Consider the following 27,000-nt stretch of genomic DNA (forward strand, 5'->3'; position numbering starts at 1 on the left):
TTCGTATTTTTTCCATTGCGCTTTTTTGATCGCGATCAATCGGCATGAATAATTCGGCATGAATAATCTCGCCTTCGTTTTCCCGGGTCAGGGTTCGCAATCGGTCGGCATGCTGGCCGAGCTTGCGACGGCGTATCCGTCGGTAAAAAACACATTCGACGAAGCCTCGCAGTATCTCGGTCGGGATCTGTGGGAGCTCAGCCAGCAAGGGCCCGAGGTCGAACTCAATCGCACCGAAAATACCCAGCCTGCGTTACTCGCGGCGAGCGTGGCGGTGTGGCGGGTATGGCAGGAAGCGCGCGGCCCGACGCCGGCGCAACTCGCCGGACACAGCCTCGGCGAATACAGCGCGTTGGTCTGCGCCGAAGTGTTGACCTTGGCCGATGCTGCCGCACTCGTCGCCGAACGCGGACGCCTGATGCAAAACGCCGTGCCGCAAGGTGTTGGCGCGATGGCGGCGATCCTCGGTGCCGAAGATGTGCAGATCGCGGCGGTGTGTCTCGAAGTGGCAGGCACACAAATTGTCTCACCGGCGAATTTCAATTCTCCGGGGCAGACCGTGATCGCCGGCCATGCCGAAGCGGTCGATCGTGCGCTCGCGAAACTCGCCGAACTCGGGGTGCGCAAGGCGATCAAGTTGCCGGTGAGCGTGCCGTCACATTGTGCGTTGATGCAGGGCGCCGCCGAACAACTCGCCGTACACATGAAAACGCTGACTTGGCAGCTGCCGAAAGTTCCGGTGATCCAGAATGCCGACGCACGCAGCTACGAATCGATCGACGAAATTCAGGCCGCGCTGGTGCGCCAGTTATACATGCCCGTGCGCTGGACCGAATGTGTGCTCGCGCTCGAAACGAATGGCGCCAGCCGACTGCTCGAATGCGGCCCGGGCAAGGTTCTGACCGGTCTGAACAAACGCATCAGCAAGGCGCTGGAGAGTCGCGCGATCGGCGCACCGTCGGATATGCAGCAAGCGCTGCTCGATCTTGCCCAATAAAATTTGCGCTGCTTAGTTTCGCGTTGTTCAAACCAAGCAAAAAACATTCGCCAAGGAACCCACATGACAGCCATTCTGCACGGTGAAATCGCCCTGGTAACGGGCGCGAGTCGCGGTATCGGTGCTGCGATTGCCGAAGAACTCGCCGCGCTCGGCGCAAAAGTCATCGGCACCGCGACGACCGAATCCGGCGCCGCGGCAATCAGCGAAAAACTCGCGGCACACGGCGGCATCGGGCGCGCGCTGAACGTCACCGATGGCGCTGCGGTCGAAGATCTGATCGACGGAATCGCGAAGGAATTCGGTGCCGTCAGCATCCTTGTCAACAACGCCGGCATCACGCGCGATCAGTTGCTGATGCGCATGAAAGACGACGACTGGCAGGCGATCCTCGATACCAATCTGACGTCGGTGTATCGCACCAGCAAGGCGGTGATGCGCGGCATGATGAAGGCGCGCAAAGGTCGCATCATCAGCATTGCTTCGGTAATCGGTTTGACCGGAAATCCCGGGCAGTCGAATTACGCCGCAGCCAAGGCCGGCATCATCGCGTTTTCGAAATCGCTCGCGCGCGAAATCGGCAGCCGTGGCATTACCGTGAACGTGGTGGCGCCGGGATTCATCGATACCGACATGACCAAGGGTCTGCCGGACGAGCAGAAAAATGCGTTGCTCAATCAGATTGCGCTCGGTCGCCTTGGCGCGCCGGTAGATATCGCCAAGGCTGTGAGTTTTCTGGCGTCGCCCGCCGCGGCCTACATTACCGGCGAAACGCTGCACGTCAACGGCGGCATGTACATGGCATGATAAGTCGCTTAGAACCTGTTCAATATCTGTAGCGAGCGGCCCTCAGCGAGGTGAAGAGCAGCGGAGAAAGCGGAGCATACGTTGGGTATGTGAGCATTTCGAGCAGCGCATGAGCCTTGATCAGGGTCGCGCAGTAAGATATTGAACAGGTTCTGAGAGTAGGCGGATTGCCAGCCACTGGTAGCAGTTGCGTTAGGCTTCCACTACAATCCGCAAGTCACGAATTTGGTATTTCTGTTTTCCCCTCGGGAGGTTTTGCACTTATGAGCAGCATAGAAGATCGCGTCAAGAAGATCGTCGTCGAACAGTTGGGCGTGAAAGAAGATGAAGTAACCGCCACTGCGTCGTTTGTCGACGATCTCGGTGCAGATTCCCTCGACACCGTCGAACTGGTGATGGCACTCGAAGAAGAATTCGAATGCGAAATCCCGGACGAAGAAGCCGAGAAAATCACGACCGTGCAGCAGGCCGTGGACTACGTCAAGGCGCACGTCAAAGCCTGAGTTTCATCGGATCATCGTTTCATGCGGCTGCGCCTTCGGGGCGCAGCTTGCGTTTTCAGGGTTCGCTAACGTGCGCTGACGTACGGTTGGCACCTTCGTTTTTACGGATGCAAAAAACATGTCCAAACGGCGCGTTGTAGTTACCGGTCTCGGCATCATTTCGCCCGTGGGCAATGATATCGCCACGGCCTGGTCGAATATTCTCGCGGGTGTGAGTGGGATCGGGCCGATAACGCATTTCGATACCACGGCGTTCGCGACCAAGATCGCCGGCGAAATCCGCGATTTCGATCCGGCCACCTATATCGCGCCGAAAGACGTCAAGAAAATGGATCCGTTCATCCATTACGGCATCGCTGCCTCGGTGCAGGCGTTGCGCGATTCAGGGCTGGAAATTACCGCTGAAAACGCCGAGCGCGTCGGCGCGGCGGTCGGCGCCGGCATCGGTGGCATCACCGGTATCGAACGCACCTCGATCGCGTTTCACGAAGGTGGCCCACGCAAGATTTCGCCGTTCTTCGTGCCATCGACCATCATCAACATGATCTCCGGAAATCTCTCGATCATGTTCGGCCTGAAAGGACCGAATATCGCGGTCGTTACCGCGTGCACAACATCGACCCACAACATCGGCTTGGCCGCGCGCATGATTCAGTACGGCGATGCCGATGCGATGGTCGCCGGTGGTGCCGAATATTCGATCACCGGCACCTCGATCGGTGGTTTTATTTCGGCACGCGCGATGACGACACGCAACGACGACCCGACCAAGGCGAGCCGGCCATGGGACAAGGATCGCGACGGTTTTGTATTGTCCGACGGCGCCGGCGTATTGATGCTCGAAGAATACGAGCACGCCAAGAAACGCGGCGCACGCATCTATTGCGAGCTCTCCGGTTTCGGCATGAGCGGCGATGCGTATCACATGACCGCACCAAGCGAGAACGGCGAAGGTGCCGCGCGCAGCATGGTCAACGCGCTCAAGGATGCCAAGCTGAATCCTGACCAGATCGAATACATCAACGCCCACGGCACGTCGACGCCGGCCGGCGATCTCGCTGAAACACAGGCGGTGAAATCCTGTTTCGGCGATCATGCCTACAAGCTCGCGGTCAGCTCGACCAAATCCATGACCGGACATCTACTCGGTGCGGCTGGCGGTGTCGAAGCGATTTTCAGCATTCTCGCGTTGCGCGATGGTGTGTTACCGCCGACCATCAATCTCGACAATCCGGATGCAGGTTGTGATCTCGATTTTGTGCCGCACATCGCGCGCGAGGCGAAGATCAAGACCGCACTTTCCAACTCGTTCGGCTTCGGTGGCACCAACGGTACGCTGGTTTTTCAGAGTCTCTGATCGCCGATTCCAGACCGCACAGCGCAAGAGCATGATCGCGTGAGTATCGTCACGCGTGTTCTCACTGGTCAGCACGATTTGCTCGCGCTGGCCGCGGCGCAGCCGGCGCGTTATCCGGCGTTGTTCGAAAGCGTCGCATCCGGTACGCGACATGCGCGCTTTGATATCTTGTGTGCATTTCCGCAAGCGCAAATCCGTCTTGATGCCGATCACATACTCACGCACGATGGCACTGCGATCGAAACGCATCACGGATTTCTCGATGCGCTGGATAGCGCCTGGTCTGCCGAAAACATTCCGCACAGCCACGACGATCTGCCTTTCCACGGCGGCTGGTTGCTGTACCTGGGCTACGAACTCGCGGGCGAGATAGAACCGCGCCTGCAGCAACCGCGTGCCACAGAAAATACCGTGCCGGTCGCGCTCGCGATGCGTTGTCCCGCGGCGATCATCATCGATCACGAACTTGATCGCACCGTGTTGATTGCCGAAACGGCGCATGCAGATTTGCTCGATCTATTGTTTGCCGATCTGCAATCCGCGAAGCCAGCAATCTTCCCCGCGTTGACCGATATTGCCATCGACGAAGACGATCCCGAAATTTTTTTGCGAGGCATCGAACGCATCCACGAATACCTGCGCGCGGGCGATATTTTCCAAGTCAATCTGTCGCGTGAGTGGCGCGCGCGTTGGTCCGCGCCGGTCTCGCCAGCAGCGTTGTATGCGCGTTTGCGGCAGACGAATCCGGCGCCGTTCGCCGGCCTGCTGCAGCTTGATGATTGGGCGGTGGTGAGCTCGTCGCCGGAGCGGCTGGTCGAGGTGCGCGCGGGTGTTGCGCAGACCCGGCCGATCGCCGGAACTCGTGCGCGTTTCGCCGGTGATGATGATGTCGATCGCATGCGCGAATTGGTCGGCCATCCGAAAGAACGTGCCGAACACGTCATGCTGATCGATTTGGAACGCAACGATCTCGGTCGCGTATGCGTGCCGGGCAGCGTCGAAGTGGATGAGCTCATGTCGGTCGAGAGTTATACACACGTGCACCATATCGTCTCGAACGTGCGTGGACGTTTGCGTGTGGGCGTGACGCCCGGGCAAGTGATCGCCGCGGTATTTCCGGGCGGCACGATTACCGGTTGCCCGAAGGTGCGCTGCATGGAAATCATCGCCGAGCTCGAAGGCGTTGCGCGCGGCGCCTACACCGGCGCGTTCGGTTATCTGGATCGCAATGGCGACATGGATCTGAATATCCTGATCCGCAGTTTTCTGCTGCAAGATCGTAGGATCAGTTTTCGCGCTGGCGCGGGCATCGTGGTCGATTCGATAGCCGAGCGCGAGCTTGATGAAACGCGGGCCAAGGCGCGGGGATTGTTGCGCGCGCTCGGAGTCGACGAGTGAACGCGCGAATGCTGATCAACGGCGCAGCGCAGGAAACCATTTCGCCGCTGGATCGCGGTTTTGCTTACGGCGATGGCTTGTTCGAAACCTTACGCATGGTGCACGGTCGCGCGCCGCTATGGCAGCGACATATGCAGCGGCTTGCCGAGGGCTGTATGCGCCTGCACTTGCCGCCGCCGGATGCCGATATGCTGGCGCAGGAAGTGGAAAAAGTTTCTGCCGATCTGGAATGCGCCGTCGTGCGCATCACCCTCACGCGCGGTATCGGCGCGCGAGGTTATGCGTTGCCAATGGAAATGATGCCTACGCGTGTCGTCGCGGCGTTCCCGTTCGTGCCGCTGCCGACGGATAGTTACAGACATGGAATCCGCGTACGCTGGTGCACGACGCATCTTGCGCTGCAGCCGCTGCTTGCGCGCATCAAACATCTGAATCGACTCGAACAGATTCTGGCGCGTGCCGAATGGAACGATGCCGGGATTTTTGAAGGCATCATGTGCGATAGCGATGGACGTGTAATCTGCGCGACGGCGGCGAATATTTTTTGCGTTCGCGAGGGACGTTTGATCACACCCGATCTGTCACAGTGTGGCATCGCTGGCGTCGCGCGCGCGGCGGTGCTGGACCATTTCGACGATGTGGAAATACGCGATCTGTTGCCCGAGGAATTGATGCAAGCCAACGAGATATTTCTCTGCAACAGCGTGCGCGGTATTCTTCCAGTGAATTGTCTGGCCGATAAATCGTATGTGGTCCGGCCGCTCACACGCGAGCTGCAAACACATTGGCGATCAAACGGATGGATGGCGCAAGACGGAGAGCAATTCTGATGCGGTTTGAGTTTCGCAGAAACGTTTCAAAACAGCGTGGCGGTGCGCTGTTGCGTCTACTGTTCGTCGTGCTGATATTCGGCGCGATAGCGGCAGGTTGGTTTTATCGCGAGTTCGAGAATTTTGCCGACAGCCCGCTGCATGTGCAGGGCACGGATGCGACGCTCGATGTGCCCCTGGGAACCTCGTTGCCCGGCATCGTGACTTTGCTGAAGGCGCAAGCCGCGAGCAGCGCGCCGTGGCCGTACTGGCGCGCGCTCGCGTGGCAGATGCACGTCACCAGTTCGCTGCACGCTGGCGAATACGCGTTGAGCGCGGAGCTCACGCCGCGCAGTCTGCTCAAGCGCATGGCGGCGGGTGAAGTAATCCAGCACAAGTTCACGATCGTCGAAGGCTGGAACTTCAAACAACTGCGGCTCGCACTCGCGCAGCAGGAAAAACTGCAGCCGACCTTGGCCGGTTTGAGCGATGCCGAAATCATGAAAAAACTTGGCGCGGCCGATCAAGCCGCCGAAGGCCAATTTCTGCCCGAAACCTATGTGTATCTGAAAGGCCAGCCCGATCTCGATGTGCTGCGCCGCGCGCACGTCGCGATGCAACAGCAGCTTGATGGATTGTGGTCGCAGCGTGGTTCGGGCTTGCCGCTGGAGTCGCCTTATCAGGCGCTGATTCTGGCTTCGATCGTCGAGAAGGAAACCGGGCGTGCCGAGGAGCGACCGCAGATTGCCGGAGTGTTCATGCGTCGCCTAAAAATCGGCATGCGGCTGCAGACCGATCCGAGCGTGATCTACGGACTCGGCGACAATTACGACGGCAATATTCATCGCCGCGATCTCGATACCGACACACCCTACAACACCTACACTCGCAGCGGTTTGCCGCCGACGCCGATCGCGCTTCCGGGCAAGGCCGCGCTTGCCGCAGTGATGCATCCGGCACCGGGTAATTCGCTGTATTTCGTCGCGCGCGGCGACGGCACACATCAGTTTTCGGATACCTTGGAAGCGCACAATAGCGCGGTCGGAAAATTTCAGCTCGGGAAAAAACAGTGAGAGGACGATTGATCACGCTCGAAGGCGGCGAGGGCGCGGGCAAAAGCACCGTGCTCGCGGCCGTGCGCGAACAATTGATCGCCGCTGGCCACGATGTCGTGCAGACCCGCGAACCCGGCGGCACGCCGGTCGGTGAGGCGTTGCGTGCCGTGGTGCTCGATGCGCAGTATCGTGGCATGTGTGCGCAGAGCGAATTGCTGCTGATGTTCGCCGCGCGCGCCGAGCTTGTGCGCAGCGTGATCGAACCTGCGCTGGCTGCCGGACAGTGGGTGCTGTCGGATCGTTTCACCGACGCGAGTTTTGCTTATCAAGGCGGCGGTCGCGGCCAGCCGCAGGAGCGCATTGCCGAGCTCGAAAACTGGGCCGCGAATGGTCTGCAACCCGACCTTACTTTGCTGCTGGATTTACCGGTCGAGCAAGGTCTTGCGCGCATGCGTGAGCGCGCTGCGGCAGATCGCATCGAACTCGAGGCCGTGACGTTTTTTGAGCGCGTGCGCGCGGCATATCGCGCCCGCGCGGCCGCTCAGCCGCAGCGTTTTCGTATGATTGATGCGAGCCAGTCGCTGGAAAAAGTTCTCGCGGCAACACGGACAACACTCGCAGAATTTTTGCAGTCGTCGTCGGTGGCATCGTCATGACTCTTCCGGTGTGGCAGCACGATGCCTGGCAGAATCTCATGCAGCGTTTGACGCGCGGCGCGCTGGCGCATGCGTTGCTGCTATCCGGTCCGGCGGGCCTCGGCAAACAGGTGTTTGCGTCGTCTTTCGCGCAATCGTTATTGTGCAGTTCGCGTGATACCGATGGGAGCGCGTGCGGCGAATGCAAGTCCTGTCGATTGATGGCGGCAGGATCGCATCCGGATTTTCTTCGCATCGGCGTGGAAGAAGAAAAATCGCAGATCAGCGTGGATCAGATTCGTACGCTCGGCGAGCGCCTGGCGTTGTCGACGCAATTCGGCGGTTACCAGATCGCGATCATCGCGCCGGCCGAGGACATGAACGCGAGTGCATCGAATGCCTTGTTGAAAACGCTGGAAGAACCGACCGCCGACAGCATCATCATTCTGGTCAGTCATCAGTCCGCACGACTGTCGGCGACAATCCGCAGCCGTTGTCAGCGCATCGATTTCCGCACGCCCTCGGCAGCCGTCGCGCAGGTCTGGCTGGAGCAGCAGGGCATCAGCACCGCACAGGCATCACTTGCGTTGCAAACCAGCGACAATAATCCGGGTCTCGCGCTCGAATGGCTGCGTGCCGGCACGCTGGAATTGCGCGAGCAAGTGGCTGGTGATTTGCGTGGACTGATCGCCGGGCGTAGCACCGCGCTGGAGGTGGCGAATCGCTGGAGCAAGGCCGATCCGGCGCAACGATTGTGGTTCGCCGCGCTGCTCTCGCGCGAGGAAGCCGGCGCGCATGTTTCAGGGCAAACCGGCCCGTTGGCCTTGAGCGCCACGGTGGATTTCGCCCGGTTGCCAGCCTGGTTTGATCAAGCCAATCGCGCGCGCGATTGGCTGCGTGGTCCGGTGCGACCGGAACTGACCTTGTTTGAAGTATTATCGGCGTGGTGTGGATTGGTTTCGTTGCGGAGGAAAGCGTAATGCAAAGTCATACGGGTACTGGCGGCACCGGATCTGGCGCTGCCGCACCGCGACAAGGCATTCTGTCGCTCGCGATCAAGGACAAGGGCGCGCTGTACAACGCCTACATGTCGTTCGTCAAAGGCGGTGGCCTGTTTGTGCCGACGGTAAAACGCTACGAACTTGGCGATGAAGTTTTCATCCTGCTCACACTCATGGAAGATCGCGATCGATTGCCGATCGCCGGCAAGGTGATCTGGATCACACCGAGCGGCGCGCAGGGCAATCGCACGGCCGGCATTGGTGTGCAGTTCAACGAATCCGCGGACGGCGACAGCGCGCGTACGAAGATCGAAAGCATCCTCGCTGGCGTTGTTTCATCCGAACGCCCGACGCATACGATGTAATGCGCATCCTCGTGCTTGGTGCCGGCGGCACTGGCGGTTATTTCGGTGGGAGGCTGCTCGAAGCTGGCGCTGACGTGACCTTTCTGGTGCGACCTGCACGCGCGCAGCGTCTCGCAACCGATGGCTTGCGGATCATCAGCCTGTGCGGTGATTTCAGTTCGCCGGTAAAAACTCTGACCGCGCTCGATGGTGTGGCGACATTCGATCTGATCCTGCTTTCGTGCAAGGCCTATGATCTCGACTCGGCCATCGCCGCGATTCGTCCGGCAGTCGGTCCACAAACACGCATCCTGCCTTTGCTCAACGGACTCAAACATTTCGATGTGCTCGATGCGGCGTTCGGCAGCGAACATGTGCTCGGCGGCTTGTGCCATATCTCGGTGACGCTTGGCGCCGATGGCGAAATTCAGCACCTCAACAAATTGCATCGACTGACGTTTGGCAATCGCAATGCCGATGATAAATCGCTGACAACGATCGCCGCGCTGCTCGGCTCTATCAACGCCGAAGTGCGGGTCAGCGAACAGATCACCATCGAGCTGTGGGAGAAATTTGTTTTCCTCGCGAGCCTTGCTGGCATTACCTGCCTGATGCGTGCCTCCATCGGCGATATCGCCGCGACTACAGATGGCGCCGCATTTGCGCGCAGGTTGTTGCAGACCTGTGCGGAAGTCGCGCGTCGCAGCGGTATTGCGCCGCGTGAACGAAGTCTGTTGGAAGCCGACGCCGCACTTACCGCGATCGACTCCACGTTGAAAGCATCGATGCTGCGTGATATCGAACGCGGCGGTGCAACCGAAGGCGAACATATCCTCGGCGACATGCTCGCTCGTGCGCGCCAGTACGAAATTCCGAATGATGTGCTTGCGCTCGCTCGCTGCCATGTGCAGGCCTATGAAGTGCAGCGTCTGCGCGCGAACATTTGACGAGCCTGCAACGCCAATTAACGATGATCAATTTGCTATCGACGGGCAGTGATAGCCGAATTGGCGTAGCACGGGACCTGCAATTATCGCAAAGCGTTGAGCTTCGTCCGCACTCATCGCGGTTCTCCATGCGTATACGCGACTGGCGTCAGGCGGCTCGCTGGTTTTGCGCTGATTGAACAGGCGCCGCTCATGGCTCACGAGCAACTGGCCGGCGCTGTCGTAACGCGCATGATGTTCACTCAATCGTTGCGATGCGTGATGGTGATACGCCAACATGCGCTCATCGAAGTCCAGTTCGATGAAATCACAGACACGACGCAAATTCGTACGGGGATCGAAGATGAGATCCTCGTAACGCAATTCGAGATAATGCGGACATAACTTGCCCTGCTCGGAACCGGTAGTCACCCAGTGTTGCCAATGTCTTGCCTGGGTTTCCACATCCGGACCCGGCGAGAACCATGTTTGACGTAGCGATAGCGCTACATCCCGGCCATCGCGGATCACATGGATGAAACGCGCTTCGGGCAAGACGTCTGCAATCATTCGCAGATGCAGGCAATACATGGGCGTTTTATCGCCATAGCGCGGCTTGCCGTGACGGTCAGCATAAAGACGATAAAACGTGCGATAACCTGCTGCGATGCTGAAAGGTTCGACGGCATCCAGTGCTTCCCGAAATGTCGTTGCATCGACACCAAAATCGGCCCAGGCAGGCGCTTTTGGCGGATGTTGCGTTACTGCATCGAAGAGCGCTTCGCGCAGTCCTGTTGAAACATTCGATAGTGTCGGAGCGCGATCAAGGAAACCGGTCTCGGGAGGAATCGCCAGGGCAGGATGTGCATCCAGCATCAAACGCAACAATGTGGTGCCTGATCGACCGCAACCGACAATGATCGGCATTGGTGGAAAATCCGGCACCACATTGCGAACCACTTTATTGCAAAGTGACCGTTGCGTTGGGCGCACAAGCTACGCCTGGATTATTGCCCTTCTTGTTGTTTCCTGCAGTGGCTATGGTGCCCGGACTGCCGACATTGCAGCCGATGCCAATTGCATTATTGTAGATGCTGTTATTCGACAGCCTTATCGTGGCGCCGGTTTCTGCTTGCACGGCTGTGGCGTTGCTGGTAAGGATATTGTTTTCGGCAGCAATCGAACCCAAGGTCGCGTGCAAACCGAAACCACTGGTCTGGGTGATCGTGGAGTTGGAGATGTCTGCTGCTACGCTGCCGAAGCCGGTATTCACGCCGTTAGTCACACCCCGAATCGATACGTTGCTGAGCGAGGCGGACAGCGTTCCTGCCGTGGTGGTCAAATTGATTCCGGTTTGCGCGATGGTGCTGATCGACGTATTGCGCACAACCACGTCGCCGCTCGCTGCCAAGGCAACGTCAATGCCATGAACGCTGAACCCCATGAGATTGCAGTTTTCGACAACCAGCTGCCCACCTGCGATATACCGGATGGCGCTGATTCCAGGAGTGAGGCCCTGACCGAGGCCATTGAAGGAAAGATTGCGCAGGATTACCGTGGCGTTCGATGGTGCGTTGACGATGACACCATTGGTGCCGGACACGAGTATCGACGCCACCTGCCCACCACCACCATCGAGCGTGATCGCTTTGGTGATGGTCACGGCGCCGAAACCAGCCGGATCGAGCGCGTCGATTTCACCACCAGTTGCGGTTTTCGAGATCGCACCAGCAAAGGTCTTGCACGGTGCCGTGCGGCTGCACGGGTTGGCATCGTCGCCGACTCCGGAAACCCAGGTGCGGGTTGTTGCCTGCGCTTGCGCAAGCGTGGATGTAAGGAATATGCAAGCCAAAACAGCGAATAAGTAAAGCATGGCACGTTTCATAAAAGAACCCCCACGATTGGTTGTTGGAAAACTCCGATTTGCAGTATTGCCCATATGCAATTCACGGTCACACTACCCCTGCTCAAACGCTCGTACAAGTGAAACGACATGATCGATAGCGATATCCGATAACTCGGGGTAAATGGGCAACGCCAGCATGTGATCGGCATTGCGTTCTGCCTGCGGCAAAGAAAGCGCATTCACACCGTTGCCGAAAGCACTCTGCAGATGACACGGCGTTGGATAATAAATCGCTGTTTCCACATCGTGCTCGGCCAGAAACGCTCGAAGTGCGTTGCGTTGCGGGTGGATGACAGCGAAGTGGTGGAATACTGACGTACTGCTATTGCAGCCCGGTGGCAGAATGCAGCGGGTATTTTGCAGGCCGATCCGATAGCGTTGCGCTAATGCAAGTCTGCGGGCGTTCCAATGGTCGAGGTGGGGCAGCTTGACGCGCAGAATAGCCGCCTGGATTTCGTCCAGACGGCTATTGATTCCAATCTCGCTGTGGCTGAATGCGCTGGTGCGTCCATGATTGCGCAGCCGGCGCAGATGCGCGGCAAGTTCCGGGTCGTCACAGCAGATGGCGCCGCCATCGCCGCAGGCGCCAAGATTTTTTGTCGGATAAAAACTGAAGGCGCCGGCAACGCCCAGAGTGCCGACACGTCGACCGCGATATGCTGCTCCGAGGGCTTGGGCGCAGTCTTCGATCAGATGCAGATTGCGCGCCGCGCAGAATTCCTGGATCGGTGCCAGATCGACGGGCTGGCCATACAAATGCACGGCGATGACGGCTTTTACTTTTGGACTGAAGGCATCCTCGACACTACGCAAATCGATATTGAACGCGCCATTGGCGCAATCGGCAAAACGCGGTTGCGCGCCGGCCAGACAAACCGCTTCGGCCGTGGCGAAAAAAGTAAAAGATGGAACGATCACCTCGTCGTCTGCACCAATGCCAAGAGCCTTTAGCGAAAGCAGTAGCGCATCCGTGCCGGAGTTGACGGCGACAACTTCGCGCACGCCCAGATAGGCGCCGAGTTCCTTTTCGAAAGCGGCGTTTTCCGTGGCATTGGAATAGCGGCCGCTTTCCAGCACGTGCCGTACGGCAGCATCAATCTCGTAGCGCAGCGCGCGGTACTGTGCCGCGATGTCGAAAAAAGCCACCTTCATGCGCCACAGCCCAGTATCTGGTTGCGTATGCGGTAAGCGAGTTCCAGTGCCGCGTAGCCATCCCGCGCTGTTACTTGTGGAGTCGAGCGCCGGCGCGATGCCGACAAGAAGGCAGCAAGCTGCACGCAAAGCTCATCTTCATTCACGGCGATGTGCGGTAGATGCACGGCGACGGGCGTGGCGCTCGGAGATGTCTTGCGCCATACCGTGCGCTGATGGAAATCCAGCGACCAGATCTCGCCACGATCAAGTTCTGCGTCGATACGATGCGCACTCGATTTTTCCACGGCATCGCCCCAAGACGCTGTGAGTTGCGCACGGCAACCATTTGCGAACGTGAGTTCGGCGCAGGCATGATCGATTACCGTGTGATCGCAGCTATGGCCTGTGGCCGATACCGCCACGACGGCGCAATCGAGCGCGGCGAGCAGCATATCCAGATCGTGGATCATCAAATCGGTCACCACATCGACCGCGTCAATTCGCGGTACGCGTTTGCCGGCGCGGATGGCATGGATGCGCTGCGCGTACGCCAGCGCAGTCCTGCTCGCAATGAAGGTTGGATTGAAGCGTTCGATATGACCGATCTGCAGCACACAGCCCGTAGACTCTGCCAGTCGGCACAAGGTCTCGGCCTGCTCCAAGGTGCTGGTTATGGGCTTTTCCAGTAGCACGTCCAGACCGCGTTCCAGCAGCGCTTTGGTCAGCGCGAAATGGCTTTGCACGGGTGTTACCACCGAGACGGCGCGAACTTCGGGCGGCAGGTCGTCGATATGTTGCAGCCAGCCGACACCCAGGTGTTCAGATAACGCCAGCGTGAGTGGATCCGGATCGATCAGCGCGACAAGACGGCTGCCTGCCAGTTGCATATATTTTTGTGCATGCAAGCTGCCGAAATAACCGACACCAATCACAGCGGTACCGATCGGTTGTGGCGCGCGATCGACGCTGGCGGTCGGGAGGAATGCGGCATTCATGCGTCGCGTAACTGCCATATGCCAAGCATCTTGCCGTTGTACTCGATGTGCATGACGGGTTCATGCAGGTTGAAAGGAGGGCGCATAAGGTTCAGTGCACGCCAGGTGCCGGTCTGCGTTTCAGAGTTCGTGGTGATGGCGGGAGCGGTCGTTGCGATCAGATATTTTGCTCCAGACACACGCATGTGGTGCAGTGCGCCGCTGATACTGCTGAGTGGCAGGAAGTGGAGCCAGTCGCGACACAGCACCGCGTCCGCGAGGGGTATGCTGCTGGTCACTACATCGATCAAGGCGAAGGTCCAACTGAAGCTGGCGAATCGACGGCGATTCTGCTCGATCAGTGCGCGGCTCAGGTCAATGCCGGTGTACTGCAGGCCAGGCTCCGGGCTCGTCAACCATATGCAGTGGCCGCAGGCAATCTCCACCAGCGCATGGATCCCCAGTTGCGCAAACATGGTGCTCAGTTCGCTCTGTAACGATGTCGCAGGCGTTGTCTGCATGCCCGAAACACGTTCGTGTTTTGCGAGGATTTCGTCATACAGATTTTCGATAAATGGATCGGGCCGGTGGCGAGCGCGCAATAATTTCAGACGTGCCGAGAAACAGTCGACGTAGGAATTGCGGGTGCTGTAGGCACGCACGAACAGACGCCAAAACGGGGTTTTTGTGTTCGCCGGATGTTCCGCCGAGCGCAGCTTGTCGTATAGCCCAAGAATTCCCTGTTGCTCGATGGCAGCCACGTGAACCGCGAGTTGTTCGCGTTGCCAGGCATGCAATTCATTCGGTGATCGTCGCGGCGCGGGTATTGTCTCGAATTTTGCCGCTGATGCGATTTTTGTGCCGAGTTCCGTGTCGCATACGGGTTTCGCGCAGGCCTTGATCGGCATGTTTTGCTGTTCGGCGAATTCGGCGCGCAAACACTGGGTTGCCGCTTCAGCTTGGGCGACGATACGAAGTTTTTCCGCTTCGCCACGCAGCTTGGCTTCGACTGCAATCTTGCGCAGGTAGTCGCTGGCGGCAGTCATGTGCGGTTGTAGTGCGGCAGGCGCCGCGGCATGGCTTGCGATTGCGCGGGTATAGACTTCCACAATGGCGTCGATGGCCGGCTCCATGTCTGCTTCTTTGCGTATACGCAGCGTGATTGCCTGTGCGTCTTGCGCATCGTAGCGATCCAGCTCATCCAGGACATGCTGCACACTGATCGAACGGTGCAAAGTGCGCATGCCAAAATTCAGCGCTCGCGATTGCGCGTAGTTTTGCTGCGTGACCATGCCGCCCAAGCCAAACGAATCGCAGGTGATCACAGCGACGCCACACGCCATCGCCTCGATCGCACTGCGCGCCTTGGCAAAGATGATGTCATAGCTCCCCAGGAATTGTTCCGGCGATTCAGCGCTGCGGTGGGCCGCAGCGCCCATCACATCCACGCTGATGCGGCGTTCGGAGCACGCTTGGCGGATGATGCCGAGATAGCCTTGTTCGTGCGCGCGGTTGCTGAATACCAGCGCGCGCTGCGGCTTGGTCGGCAACGGTTCGCGCATGCCGAAGCGATGCAGATCGACGAAGTTGCGGATTGTATGGATTCGATCCGGCACAATACCGTGTTCGCACTGCAGCCGTTCAACACACAGATCGTCCACAGCAACATAGTGTTGCAAGGTCGGAAAAATCGCTGGCATTTCCTCCCACGTCACCCAGCCATGACAGAAATACACGCTCGGCGTTTGCGGAAAGTGCAGCATCGCCGTCATTGCGTCCAGATGATGCTGGCCATGAATGACGTCCGGCACTACCGCCAGTTTGTTGAGATCGTCGATGACAGGAATGGTCGCGTCATGCAGCATTCGCGCAACTGTGCCGAGCTGTGTGCTATAGGCGATTGGCTGATGCCCACGGCGCAGCAAACCCAGCGCCACGTCACGGACATACATCTCCGTACCCGCAGGCGTGGCCAGCGTATTGTTGGTAATCAGGACGCGCATGGAATGTCGGTAAGGCGTTCGGAGATTGGCGCGACATGATCGCTGTACGTTATCGCGACTTGAACACGCCCGCTGGCGACGTGAGCCGTGCCGACGGATTCGTAGTGCGGTGCGTGCGAGTGAAAACGCTCGTGCCACAGCGGCCAGCCGTTGTTGGCCGCATCGAAAAGATATTCGCGATCAAAAGCCGCAATGCCATATCGGTCGTAGGCGTTTTGAATCTCTCTGGTCAGTTGGTTTCCTGCCTGTGTGGCGTACGTGGCGATGGCGTGGCGTTTACGAAAAATCTGTTCCTGGAGCAATTCAATTTCCACTGTTGCCGGCCCATCGCCCAACGGCGCCATGCCTGGATTTCCCAAGATCGAAATCAGGTAATGGCGAATGGGTGCTTTGGCATGGCGCGATGCTAGCATCACGGCACCGCGTGCCAAGGCTTCGCAGATGTCGTGGGTAGGCTCGTAACCCTCGATGGCGTCGCTGACTACCGTGGTGATGTCATGCATGAGGATGCAATCCGCGAGCCGATCGCGGGTTGCGGCGAAAAACGCGTGATCGCATTGCAGAATGCGCTGATAGAACTCACGGTCACTGCTTTCGCCCCAAACCGGCCCAATCGGTGCGTTCAAGCCTTTGAGCACAGTTTCCGATTGCGCTATGCGTGTTGTGCCCATCATGCCGGAGCCATCGGTAAGGATGCAAACGATAGGTCGAGTCTGTGCAACCCACCCATATAGAAGAAACTCATGGCCCGGATGACCGATCAGTAGAAGGCTACGTTCGTTCAAAATGTCTGATCCAAAACGGATTATGTTGCCCCGACAACATAGGCGAAACGCTGCTGCCTGCGCTGCGGAATCCGGCAATACGTTGCCGCGCGCAGTTTAGCTGAAACTCACTGCGCATTCTTTATGAGGTCTTTAAGCTAACGCCGTTTGCCGCATGGTATGCAGCTGCATCGGATTGCGTCGGTCGTTGCATGGCTGTTCTGCGGGCCTGCCCCTTGCTATCCGCCGGTGCCCTTAGCACACTGCGCGACAGGATGATCGCAGGGAGAGGGGCAATGATTCGTATCGTGCTGGTGGACGATCACGCGCTGGTGCGCACGGGCTTTCGCATGATTCTCGAGCGTCAGGCCGATATCGAGATCGTTGGCGAAGCCGGGGACGGCGAAAGCGGTCTGGCGATGATCAAGAAACTCGCGCCGGATGTCGCGATCGTCGATGTGCATATGCCTGGCATCAGCGGCGTCGAACTGACCGATCGGCTGCGTCGATCGCACTCGACCACACGCGTGGTGATTCTCAGCATGATCGAAGAAGCGCCGTTTCCTCGGCGACTGCTCGATGCTGGTGCGAGCGGCTATCTGAGCAAATCGTGTGCGGCGGATGAATTGCTGCATGCCGTGCGCGAAGTAGCCAGCGGACGGCGTTACCTCGCCGCAAGCATTGCGCAGCAACTTGCGCTGGAGCGGATGTCGGCAACACAAGCATCGCCGTTTGATGCACTTTCGGCGCGCGAGCTTGAGGTGGCGTTGATGCTGGCCAGTGGCAAGGATATGGGCGAAGCCGCGCTCGCGTTGAATCTCAGCGGCAAGACTGTTGCGACCTACAAATATCGTTTGTTCGCCAAACTCGATGTGAAAAACGAAGTCGGATTGACCCACCTCGCGTTACTGCACGGATTGCTCGACGCAGGCCTTCGTGGGGCCCACGCCGAGCTGATCGCACGGACCTAGTCTTTCGTCGGGTCGGTGGATTTTTCCGCAGCGTCTGGCACGGCCTTCACAGCTTCTTTGTGCTCGGGCGCGACTACCGGTGTTGCCGTTGACGGCTGAGCCGCTGTCACCGCCGGAGCGGCAGCTGCCGGATGCGATACAACAACAACTGGCGGCGTGACGCTAGCCGGTGCTACAGGCGCAACCAGGGCGATGGGAGCCGCCGATGGTGTCGCTATCGGCGCAGCAACAACCGCGGCTACGTCGACCTTCGGTGCAACGGGTGCTGCGGCAGGTGTCGGCGGCAACGCCGGTTTCGCGACGTCAGCATTCGGTGTCGCATCGACCTGCGCTGGCATACGCAAAGGCAGCTGATTCGCGGCTTCCTGCACGGGACGGACAGTTGCCGGCGTCGGCGCAGCAGCAGCGGCAACAACCGTCGCTGTGCTGGTCGGATTAGCGGATGCAGCGGGCTTCGTTTCCGTGGCGTTAGCCGGCGTTGAAATTGTCGGCACCGGTGCAGATGGTGTGACCGAGGGACTTGCCGACGGCGTTGGAACCGATGCTGATACCGAGGTCGTTGCGGTCGGCGCAGGCGTTGTCGCCACCGGTCGAACAACCGGTGGCGGCGGTGGCGCATGTTCCCACGGACGTAGTGCTACGGGCGCAACATCGGCAACCGGTGCAGCTGCTACGGGAGCAACAGCGGGTTGCGCTACGACGACCGGTTTCGGCGTTTCAGTCACGACTGGCGCGGTTGCTACCGGTGCGGGCGATGGCGCAACAGGTTGCGCTGCCGCTGGCGGCGTAGGCATCGGTGTCGATGCTGGCACGACATGCTGTGGCGCGGCTTTGAGGCCACCACGATCGCTCACATGCGGCCGGCCTTGCGCTTCGACGGCTGGTGCCGGTGTCGATGCAGTAGGGGGAGCGGGGGCTGACGCTGCTACCGGCGATTCCGTTTTCACGCTATCCGCAAGATCGGCTGAAATATGCGCTGCAGGTGCAGGCGCTGCCGATTTTTCAGCAGCCATCGCAATCGGAGCTTGGGCAGCACTTGCTGCGGCAGCCACGTTCGGATTGGCTGGCTTCTGTTGTACCTGCGGCTTTACCTGTTCCGGACCGGCGTCTTCGTCATCGAAGTCGAATACCAGATCCTGGCCTGAGCTGTTCTCCGCCGAAATGCCTTCCGCATCCACACCACCTTCGTTGCGACGACGACGACGACCACCGCGACGACCACGACGACGCGAACGTGCGCCCTCGGCGGCAGCTGCTTCGGTCACGTCTTCCGCGCTTCCGGGTATGGCAGTTTGTGCCGCAGGTTGAGCTGCCGCGACCGGTGCCGGTGGCTTCGGCTGCTGGCGTTTTGCATCGTTGCCGGCCCCAACAGCAGATGCACCATTGGTGTCGATCTGAACCGCACGTTGTGCCGCGTTTTTCTCGCCTTTTGCAGCGGCGTTTTGTGCAGGACGCGGGCCGCGTTGTTCGTTTGCAGCCGACTTCGCTTCGGCGGCGGGACGTTGACCGTCGCGACGCTGTTGACCACCTTCGGCGCGCGCTGCTTTGGCCGGCTGCGGCTGTTTTTCGCGGTCCGGGCGGTTGCCCGATTTCTCGCGTGAACCGTCGCGATCACGTTCGCGGTTCGGCTTGTTGCGTGCATTGTTGTTCGGCTTGGCGCGCTGCGACGATGACTTGTTGTTCGATGCCGCTGCCGGCGGGGTTTCGCCGCCCGCAAACAGGCTGCGCAACCACGCGAAGAAACCGCCGCTTTTTGCGGTGCGTGCTGGCTGGTCTTCGGTATCGGGACGAATCGGCGCCGGTGTTGCGCGCACCACGCCGCTGACCGCTGGCTGTTCCGGCTCTTCACTCGGCTTGGCGACTTGCGGCGGAGCGGATGCGACGATGGGGGTCACGCGCTCATAGCTCGCTTTGCTGCCGTCGCCCATGTCGGCCGAGCGGATGCGCTCGATTTCGATGTTCGGCGTTTCGAGTTTGTCATCGGCGACGATGATGACCGCAACGTCGTGACGCAATTCGATTTCGGTAACGCTTTTACGTTTTTCGTTGAGCAGGAAGTTGGCGACATCCGACGGCGCCTGCACCAGCACCTGGCCGGTGTTTTCCTTCATCGCATGTTCTTCGACCAGACGCAGCGCCGACAACGACAGCGATTCGACACTGCGGAAACGTCCGTGGCCGTGGCAGCGCGGACAAACCATCTGACTCGATTCACCGAGCGACGGACGCAAGCGCTGACGTGACATTTCGAGCAGGCCGAAACGCGAGATGCGACCGATCTGCACGCGCGCACGATCCACCTTGAGCGCGTCTTTCAGGCGATCTTCGACTTCGCGCTGATGGCGCGGGCTGTCCATGTCGATGAAGTCGATCACCACGAGGCCGCCCATGTCGCGCAGGCGTAACTGGCGCGCGATTTCGGTCGCAGCTTCGAGGTTGGTATTGAACGCGGTTTCTTCGATGTCGCCGCCCTTGGTGGCTTTCGACGAGTTGATGTCGATCGCGGTCAGGGCTTCGGTCTGGTCGATCACGATCGAGCCGCCCGACGGCAGGCGCATGCTGCGCTCGAACGCATTTTCGATCTGCGTTTCGATCTGGTAACGCGAGAACAGCGGTACGTTATCTTGATACAGCTTGAGCTTGCGCAGGTTCTGCGGCATCACTTGCTGCACGAATTCACGCGCGTCGTTGTAGAGCGCCTCGTGATCGATCAGGATTTCACCGATGTCGTTGCGCAGGTAATCGCGCAGCGCACGGATGATGAGTTTGGATTCCTGGTAGATCAGGAAGGGCGCTGCGCGCGTCAGCGCGGCTTCGGAAATGGCTTTCCAGAGTTGCAGCAGATAGTCGAGATCCCATTGCAGCTCTTCGGCATCGCGGCCCATGCCGGCGGTGCGGATGATCAGGCCCATGTCGTCGGGCAGCTTGAGCTCGTCCATCACCTCTTTGAGGTTGGTGCGATCGTCGCCTTCGATGCGTCGCGACACGCCACCGGCGCGCGGATTGTTCGGCATCAAAACCAGATAACGGCCAGCCAGCGAAATGAACGTGGTCAGCGCAGCGCCCTTGCTGCCGCGTTCTTCTTTCTCGACCTGAACAACGATGTCCTGACCTTCCTTGAGCAACTCACGGATGCCGCCGCGGTGCGGATCGACACCGGTGGCGAAATAGTCGCGCGAGATTTCCTTCAGCGGCAGAAAGCCGTGGCGTTCGCCGCCGTATTCAACGAAACACGCTTCGAGCGACGGCTCGACGCGCGTGATGCGACCCTTGTAGATATTGGCTTTTTTCTGTTCCTTGGAAGGGATTTCCAGGTCCAGGTCAAACAGGGACTGACCATCGACGATGGCCACGCGCAACTCTTCTCGCTGAGTTGCGTTAATCAGCATTCTTTTCATTTTCTCATTCCTCACGCGCTCGACCGCGAGGAACGCTGTACGATCCTGCGCGCCGCCACGAAGGCTGCGCGCGTGGTTCTTCCAGCGGCTCTGTACCGTGATGCGTTGGTTTACGCACTCGCGGGAGCGCTTGTTAAACAAAAACCGGCGCAAACCCTGCGCCGGAACCAATAGTGGTGCCAAAATACGTCCCGGGGATCCGTGTCGTCCTTGATGACGGCAAGCAATCTCCGACTCGAAACGTTACGATAACTCAAGGGAACCATCTGCACGCGCTCCGACGGAGACACACGGCAAGGCCCAGGAGAATGTAGCGAGCGAGTGCGCCTGTGAATGCCGCGACCGGGGTTTGGACGGCGCGCAGGCGGCGCGATACGCTTGTTCAGTTTAGCAGCCCAGCAAAGAATTTTCCAATCGTGACACAGACTTCAGAGAACTTCCGCCAATCCGATGCAAGTTCCGGCACCAGTCCGGGCGTGCGTATGGTGACGGTGCCGGAAGACCGCGATGGCCAGCGTATCGACAACTTTCTGGTCGGCCAGCTCAAAGGCGTACCCAAAAGCCTGATTTATCGCATCCTGCGCACCGGTCAGGTACGCATCAACGGCAAACGCGCCAAACCCGATGTGCGCATCAGCGAGGGCGATGAAATCCGTATTCCACCCGTGCGCATCGCCGAGAAAGAGGAGAGCGAAGCGCCCGGCAAAGGGCAGCTGATACGCATCGAGCAGTCGATCGTGTTCGAGGACAAGGATTTTCTTGTGCTCGACAAACCCAGCGGCATCGCCAGCCACGGCGGCAGCGGCATCAGTCACGGTGCGATCGAGCTGCTGCGCGCGGCCCGCCCGCGCGACACGCTCGAACTGGTGCATCGACTCGATCGCGATACCAGCGGCATTCTGGTGTTCTCGCGCAAGCGCTCGGCGCTGACTGCCTTGCAGAACGTGATCCGCGAAGGCACCGCGCTCAAGCAATATCTAACTTTGTTGCAGGGGCAATTGCCGCAGAAAGCGCTGACGGTGAATGCGCCGCTGCGAAAATCCCTGCTGCAAGGCGGCGAGCGCATGGTACGCGTCGACGAGCAGGGCAAGGATTCGATCTCGCATCTGCGCGTGCAGGAAACCTACGCGCCGGCCAATCTGGTGCAGGTGACCATCGAAACCGGGCGAACGCATCAGATCCGTGTGCATTGCCAGCATATCGGCCATCCGGTGGCCGGCGATGAAAAATACGGCGAGCGCGAGTTCAACCGCGAAATGCGCGATGTCGGCCTCAAACGTCTGTTTCTGCATGCCGCGCGGTTTGAATTCCATTTGCCCGAGCGTGACCGCGATTATTGTTTCACCGCGCCGCTGCCGGCTGACTTGTCCAAGGTGCTGGACAAACTGGCGACGGAACCCGGCAAGAAGAACGCCGCGACGCGATCGCCCACGAAAAAATAAGCATGCGAACCACGGCTTAGCTGCAGACCACGTCCATCCGAAAGCAAACTTCGATCATCCACTCGCGCTCAGGAGCGTGCATGCAACCGATAGATTTTCGCAGCGACACGGTAACGCGACCGAGCGCGGAGATGCGCCGCATCATGGCCAGCGCCGAGGTCGGCGACGACGTATTTCACGACGATCCGAGCATCAATCATCTCGAGCATTACGCCGCCGAGTCGCTGGGTTTCGAGGCGGCGTTATTCGCGCCGAGCGGCACTCAGACCAATCTGATTGCGTTACTCGTGCATTGCCAGCGCGGCGACGAATATCTGGTCGGGCAGGATGCGCACACCTACAAATACGAAGGCGGCGGCGCGGCTGTGCTCGGCAGCATCCAGCCGCAGCCTATCAGCAATCAGCCGGATGGTTCGATTGCGTTAAGTGATATTACTGCCGCGATCAAGCCCGACGATTTTCATTTCGCCCGCACGCGTTTGCTCGCGCTGGAAAACACGATCGGTGGGAAAGTTTTGCCGCTGGAATATCTTGCCGCCGCGGAAAAACTCGCGCGCGATCGCGGTCTGGGCCTGCATCTCGATGGCGCGCGCTTGTTCAATGCGTCGGTGAAGCTTGGCATTGAGGCGCAGAAGATCACGCGCCATTTCGATTCGGTGTCGGTGTGCCTGTCGAAAGGACTTGGTGCGCCGGTCGGCTCGTTATTGCTTGGTTCGCGCGACTTTGTTCACGCCGGTCGCCGCTGGCGCAAGATGCTCGGTGGTGGCATGCGTCAGGCCGGAATTCTCGCCGCTGCCGGCGAATATGCGCTACGAAACAATGTGCAGCGCTTGGCCGAAGACCATGCCAATGCTGCAATACTCGCCAACGGCCTGGCGAAAGTTCCGGCGCTCAAAGTGACCCTGCCGCAGACCAATATCGTATTCGTCGATGTCGCCGCCGAACATGCGGAAAAATTCGCGAAACACCTCGCTACCCAAAATATTCTCGTCACCGGCAGCACACGGCAACGCTGGGTCACGCATTTGGATGTGGATCGTGCGCAGGTCGGAACCGCGCTGCGAATTGCGCACGAATATTTCGCCGGGAATTGAACGATTCGAGTTTTGCGTAGATTGCTTTCAGACACGCGTGCGATCAAACGATCGCACGCGTGATTGATTTGCAGCGACGATTACTTCGGCCGCATATCCGCCGGCGCCTTGATCGGATCGGCCTGATGCTTCGGCAAAATCATCGGATTGGCCTGCACCTTTTTCATGATTTCGGCGATGGCGCGATCGAGTTGCGGATCCTTGCCCTGAATCGTCGAGAGCACATCGTTGTCGACATCGATGTCCGGCGGTACGCCTTCGCCTTCGACGTGGTAGTTGCCGTCGAGGTCGGCAATCGCGACAAACTCCGGCACTTCGACTTGGCCGCCATCGATCACCGGGCCGTAATCGCTGATACCTACCGTGCCGCCCCAGGTGCGTTTGCCGATGGTCGGACCGAGTCCGGCTTTTTTGAACATGTAGGAAAAAATATCACCATCCGATGCGGTCGATTCGCTGATCAATGCCGCCATGTAGCCGTGGAACGCTTGCCCCGGATAGGTGCCGGTCACACTCGAATTGCGATCGAAATTGGTGCCGAGCACCTTGCGCGCGAGGCGTTCGATAATCATCGGCGAAACATTGCCACCGCCGTTATTGCGCACATCCACGACGAGGCCTTGCTTGGTGATCTGCGGATAGAACCACTTGATGAATTCGCGGATGCCATCACCGCCCATATCCGGGATGTACAGGTAACCGAGCTTGCCGCCGCTTTGTTGCTCGACGTAACGACGATTGTGCTCGACCCACGCGTGATACTTCAGCGCGGTTTCGCTCGCGATCGGCTTGACCAGCACACTGCGCGCGCCTTCGACAGTCGGCTTGGCATTCACACGTAGTTCGACCGGTTGTCCGGGCGCAATCTGCAACAGCCGATACGGGTTATCGTTGGCCATCAGCTCCTGACCGTTGATCGCGATGATGTAGTCGCCGACATGCACATTGATGCCGACTTCGGTCAGCGGCGAACGATATCGCTCCTCATCGTTTTCGCCCGGCATGATGCTCTTAATGCGATAACGACCGGCACTCTTGTCGAGCTCGAAGCGCGCACCGAGCAAGGCCACGTTCGGTTTTTTCGGCAGCTTCAAATCGCCGCCGCTGACATACGAATGCGAGTTGTTGAGTTCCGCCACCATCTGGCCGAGCAGGTAATTCAGATCGGAACGATCGCCGACGTATTTGAGCTGTGGTTCGTATTTCGCGCGCAACGCTTTCCAGTCGTAGCCATTCATGTTCGGCACGTAGAAATAATCGCGATACCGGCGCCAGACTTCGCGGAAAATCTCGGCGAATTCCTGCTGCGGATCGCGTGTCATCGTCAGGCCGGAGAGGTTGATGCCTTTCGCATCCTTGCCATCGCCGCCGATGTCATAGACTTTGTAGGTCTTGTCGCTTTCGACCAAGAGCTTTTCACCGTCCTCGGAAAATGCAGCATTTTCCACATTTTCAACCAGCGTCTTGTCCTTGCGATCTTTCAGATTAAAGACATGCATCTGCGGTTTGAAGCGACCGTCGCGACCGTAATAAAAACCGTCATTGATCGAATAGACGATGGCTTTTTTCGTCACTATGAGTGACTGGATATTGTCGGCGTCGATCGGCGCGCGCGTCAGCCGTGATGCCAGGCCGTCGAAATCGATGCGCTCGTTGACGGCTTTTTCATCCTTGGATTTTTTCTCGTCCTTGGACTTTTCTTTTTCCTTGTCCTTGCTGTTTTCGTCGCTGTCTTCGTGCGTCTTAGCCTCGTCGTTCTGTACCGGGAACGGACTCGGCCCGTCTTTCTGCAAGGTGAGGGCGTAGATGCCGACACTGCGATTCGCGGCGTAGTTGAATTCCACCGTACTGATTTGCGGTGCCCATTCGCGCGCGCCGAGGAAATACAAAAACTTGCCGTCCGGCGAGAATGCGGGAGTGGTTTCGCCAAACATCGGATCGGTAACATGCGTGCTTTTACCGCTGCCTGCGCTCCAGATAAAAATCGATGGCTGCTGGTTCTCCCCAAACAGTGCATACGCCAGATAACCGCCTTTGACCGACCATGCGTAATCGCGTTGCAGTTGCAGCGGATCATGCGCGATCTCGTCGGTCTTGCCGGTTGCGACATCGACCACCAGCAAACGATTGGCGCTGTCGCTGAACGCGATATGCTTGCCGTCTGGCGAGAAACGCGGGACGTATAAACGGCCATACACTTCGTGCGTGAGTTGTTTTGGTACACCGTTGCCATCGGCGTCGCGGATCCAGATCGCCTCGTCGCCGCTCGCATCCGAAACGTAGCCGATGCGTTGACCATCCGACGACCAGACCGCTTCGCGCTCGTGCGCATCCGAGCTGTGCGTGAGATTGCGTGTGATGCCTTTTTCCACCGGCACGCTGAACAGATCGCCGCGTGCGACGAACAAAGTGCGCTCGCCATGCGGGCTCAGCGCGAACTGTTCAACATGATCGGCGACCGCGATATGTTCAGCGCGCGTCGGCACGCCATCGGTCGGCACCTGGATGCTGATGGCGCGATCCTGATTCGTGTTCGTGTCGTATACACGCAGCTCGCCGCCTAGCTCGTAGACGATATGGCCGTTGCGATCACCGCTGGCCCAGCGCATATCAAAGTTGCGATGTTTGGTCAGCTGCGTGGTCTGGCTGCTGGCGATGTCGTAGCGAAACAAGTTGAGTACATCGTCGCGATCCGAGACGAAATAAATCGCGTTGCCGATCCAGATCGGATCGCGATCGGTGCGCGGATTGTTGGTAATGTTGCGGCCCTGTTGCGTGGCCATGTCGAAAATGTACAAATCCTGCGCCCAGCCGCCCTGGTAACGATCCCACGTGCGGAAATCGCGGAACAACGGCGAGTACACCAGCTGTTTTCCGTCCGGTGAATATTTGCCGACACCAGCGATCGGCATCGGTAGCGCATCCGGCATACCGCCGTTCTTGTCGACCGTGAAAAGCCGCGGTTGGCTGAGCTCAAAACCCTCGATGTAGGAACGAAACAGGATGCGACCGCCGTCGGGCGCCCAGCCATAAACCTGGTTGTCGAAACCCCAGCGTTGTGGCAGCGGGCCGAGCGCCGGGTAATACGTGAGCTGCGTCGGCACGCCGCCGTTGACCGGCATCACATACACCTGATCTTCGCCGCTGTAATCGCCGGTGAACGCGATCTGATTGCAGTCCGGCGAAAACTTCGCCGACTCCTGCAATCCCGGCCCGGCGGTGAGTCGAATCGCGGTACCGCCTTGTGCAGAAACCGTCCACAAGTCGCCGCCGTAGGTAAACACGATTCGGTCGTTGCAGATATCCGGGAAGCGCAGCAACTTGGTTTGCGCGGCGGTGAGCGGTGCGGCGGCGCAAAAAGCAAGCGCAAAAACAAGACGAAGCGAGCGGGGCAGTGTCATCGGTTTTCTCGGAGTTACGGCGAGTGTGCTCGCCCCACTGTACGCCGTGATGCATCGGTACAGCAGGGACGAAAGCCATGG

At 59.0% G+C, this 27,000-nt stretch carries 22 protein-coding genes; 14 read left to right on the top strand and 8 right to left on the bottom strand.

Going from position 1 to position 27,000, the window contains the following annotated elements; translation table 11 throughout:
• The first annotated feature begins 58 nt into the window (after nucleotides 1-58).
• From fabD to panE, 11 genes are all read left to right on the top strand, one after another.
• The gene (gene fabD / locus ELE36_RS07560) at nucleotides 59-997 is read left to right on the top strand and encodes an ACP S-malonyltransferase (RefSeq protein ID WP_129832487.1); all 939 of its coding nucleotides are present in this window, start codon (nucleotides 59-61) and stop codon (nucleotides 995-997) included.
• A 63-nt stretch (nucleotides 998-1,060) separates the two neighbouring features.
• Nucleotides 1,061-1,804, top strand: coding sequence for a 3-oxoacyl-ACP reductase FabG (fabG, locus tag ELE36_RS07565; protein ID WP_129832488.1), 744 nt, complete (start codon nucleotides 1,061-1,063; stop codon nucleotides 1,802-1,804).
• Nucleotides 1,805-2,067: 263 nt separating this feature from the next.
• Complete coding sequence (gene acpP / locus ELE36_RS07570; protein WP_129832489.1) at nucleotides 2,068-2,307, top strand: acyl carrier protein; 240 nt, start codon at nucleotides 2,068-2,070, stop codon at nucleotides 2,305-2,307.
• 118 nt (nucleotides 2,308-2,425) lie between these two features.
• A complete protein-coding gene (gene fabF, locus ELE36_RS07575; protein ID WP_129832490.1) occupies nucleotides 2,426-3,664 on the top strand; it encodes a beta-ketoacyl-ACP synthase II in 1,239 nt (412 codons plus the stop codon).
• 39 nt (nucleotides 3,665-3,703) lie between these two features.
• Nucleotides 3,704-5,062: an aminodeoxychorismate synthase component I gene (locus ELE36_RS07580; protein ID WP_129832491.1), complete on the top strand. Its 1,359-nt coding sequence runs from the start codon at nucleotides 3,704-3,706 to the stop codon at nucleotides 5,060-5,062.
• Complete coding sequence (gene pabC, locus ELE36_RS07585) at nucleotides 5,059-5,892, top strand: aminodeoxychorismate lyase (RefSeq protein WP_129832492.1); 834 nt, start codon at nucleotides 5,059-5,061, stop codon at nucleotides 5,890-5,892. The genes ELE36_RS07580 and pabC overlap by 4 nt, the downstream gene beginning before the upstream one ends.
• The gene (gene mltG / locus ELE36_RS07590) at nucleotides 5,892-6,944 is read left to right on the top strand and encodes an endolytic transglycosylase MltG (protein ID WP_129832493.1); all 1,053 of its coding nucleotides are present in this window, start codon (nucleotides 5,892-5,894) and stop codon (nucleotides 6,942-6,944) included. The genes pabC and mltG overlap by 1 nt, the downstream gene beginning before the upstream one ends.
• Nucleotides 6,941-7,582, top strand: coding sequence for a dTMP kinase (gene tmk, locus ELE36_RS07595; RefSeq protein WP_242512386.1), 642 nt, complete (start codon nucleotides 6,941-6,943; stop codon nucleotides 7,580-7,582). The genes mltG and tmk overlap by 4 nt, the downstream gene beginning before the upstream one ends.
• Entirely contained in the window at nucleotides 7,579-8,541 is a 963-nt protein-coding gene (gene holB / locus ELE36_RS07600; RefSeq protein ID WP_129832495.1) for a DNA polymerase III subunit delta', read from the top strand. The genes tmk and holB overlap by 4 nt, the downstream gene beginning before the upstream one ends.
• Entirely contained in the window at nucleotides 8,541-8,927 is a 387-nt protein-coding gene (locus tag ELE36_RS07605) for a PilZ domain-containing protein (RefSeq protein WP_129832496.1), read from the top strand. The genes holB and ELE36_RS07605 overlap by 1 nt, the downstream gene beginning before the upstream one ends.
• The gene (panE, locus tag ELE36_RS07610) at nucleotides 8,927-9,853 is read left to right on the top strand and encodes a 2-dehydropantoate 2-reductase (protein WP_129832497.1); all 927 of its coding nucleotides are present in this window, start codon (nucleotides 8,927-8,929) and stop codon (nucleotides 9,851-9,853) included. The genes ELE36_RS07605 and panE overlap by 1 nt, the downstream gene beginning before the upstream one ends.
• Before the next feature lie 27 nt (nucleotides 9,854-9,880).
• Here panE and ELE36_RS07615 read toward each other — a convergent pair whose 3' ends face one another.
• The 6 genes from ELE36_RS07615 to ELE36_RS07640 form a co-directional block, all read right to left on the bottom strand.
• Entirely contained in the window at nucleotides 9,881-10,759 is an 879-nt protein-coding gene (locus tag ELE36_RS07615; protein WP_129832498.1) for a sulfotransferase family protein, read from the bottom strand.
• A gap of 34 nt (nucleotides 10,760-10,793) precedes the next feature.
• Nucleotides 10,794-11,705 carry a right-handed parallel beta-helix repeat-containing protein gene (locus ELE36_RS07620; protein ID WP_129832499.1) on the bottom strand — a complete coding sequence of 304 codons (912 nt, stop codon included), beginning with the start codon at nucleotides 11,703-11,705 and terminating at the stop codon, nucleotides 10,794-10,796.
• 84 nt (nucleotides 11,706-11,789) lie between these two features.
• Entirely contained in the window at nucleotides 11,790-12,890 is a 1,101-nt protein-coding gene (locus tag ELE36_RS07625; RefSeq protein ID WP_129832500.1) for a DegT/DnrJ/EryC1/StrS family aminotransferase, read from the bottom strand.
• Nucleotides 12,887-13,867, bottom strand: a complete 981-nt coding sequence (locus tag ELE36_RS07630; RefSeq protein ID WP_165371527.1) for a Gfo/Idh/MocA family protein — start codon at nucleotides 13,865-13,867, stop codon at nucleotides 12,887-12,889. The genes ELE36_RS07625 and ELE36_RS07630 overlap by 4 nt, the downstream gene beginning before the upstream one ends.
• Nucleotides 13,864-15,849, bottom strand: coding sequence for a glycosyltransferase (locus ELE36_RS07635; RefSeq protein ID WP_129832502.1), 1,986 nt, complete (start codon nucleotides 15,847-15,849; stop codon nucleotides 13,864-13,866). Before ELE36_RS07635 ends, ELE36_RS07630 begins: the two co-directional genes overlap by 4 nt.
• On the bottom strand, nucleotides 15,837-16,634 hold the full coding sequence (locus ELE36_RS07640) for a hypothetical protein (protein ID WP_129832503.1): 798 nt from the start codon (nucleotides 16,632-16,634) through the stop codon (nucleotides 15,837-15,839). The genes ELE36_RS07635 and ELE36_RS07640 overlap by 13 nt, the downstream gene beginning before the upstream one ends.
• 275 nt (nucleotides 16,635-16,909) lie before the next feature.
• On the opposite strand from ELE36_RS07640, the gene ELE36_RS07645 reads away from it, so the two are divergent.
• Nucleotides 16,910-17,584, top strand: coding sequence for a response regulator (locus tag ELE36_RS07645; RefSeq protein ID WP_129832504.1), 675 nt, complete (start codon nucleotides 16,910-16,912; stop codon nucleotides 17,582-17,584).
• Here the strand turns inward: ELE36_RS07645 and ELE36_RS07650 are convergent.
• Nucleotides 17,581-20,982 carry an Rne/Rng family ribonuclease gene (locus ELE36_RS07650; protein WP_129832505.1) on the bottom strand — a complete coding sequence of 1,134 codons (3,402 nt, stop codon included), beginning with the start codon at nucleotides 20,980-20,982 and terminating at the stop codon, nucleotides 17,581-17,583. The two genes, ELE36_RS07645 and ELE36_RS07650, sit on opposite strands and share 4 nt — an antisense overlap.
• Nucleotides 20,983-21,464: 482 nt before the next feature.
• Between ELE36_RS07650 and ELE36_RS07655 the strand changes: the two genes are divergently transcribed.
• Both ELE36_RS07655 and ltaE read left to right on the top strand, forming a co-directional pair.
• Nucleotides 21,465-22,424 carry an RluA family pseudouridine synthase gene (locus ELE36_RS07655; RefSeq protein WP_129836722.1) on the top strand — a complete coding sequence of 320 codons (960 nt, stop codon included), beginning with the start codon at nucleotides 21,465-21,467 and terminating at the stop codon, nucleotides 22,422-22,424.
• Nucleotides 22,425-22,504: 80 nt separating this feature from the next.
• Nucleotides 22,505-23,518: a low-specificity L-threonine aldolase gene (gene ltaE / locus ELE36_RS07660; protein ID WP_129832506.1), complete on the top strand. Its 1,014-nt coding sequence runs from the start codon at nucleotides 22,505-22,507 to the stop codon at nucleotides 23,516-23,518.
• 80 nt (nucleotides 23,519-23,598) lie between these two features.
• Here the strand turns inward: ltaE and ELE36_RS07665 are convergent, their stop codons facing one another.
• Nucleotides 23,599-26,919, bottom strand: a complete 3,321-nt coding sequence (locus ELE36_RS07665; protein ID WP_129832507.1) for a S41 family peptidase — start codon at nucleotides 26,917-26,919, stop codon at nucleotides 23,599-23,601.
• Nucleotides 26,920-27,000 lie beyond the last annotated feature (81 nt).

The organism is Pseudolysobacter antarcticus, from assembly GCF_004168365.1.
In the GTDB taxonomy this organism is placed as follows: Bacteria; Pseudomonadota; Gammaproteobacteria; order Xanthomonadales; family Rhodanobacteraceae; genus Pseudolysobacter; species Pseudolysobacter antarcticus.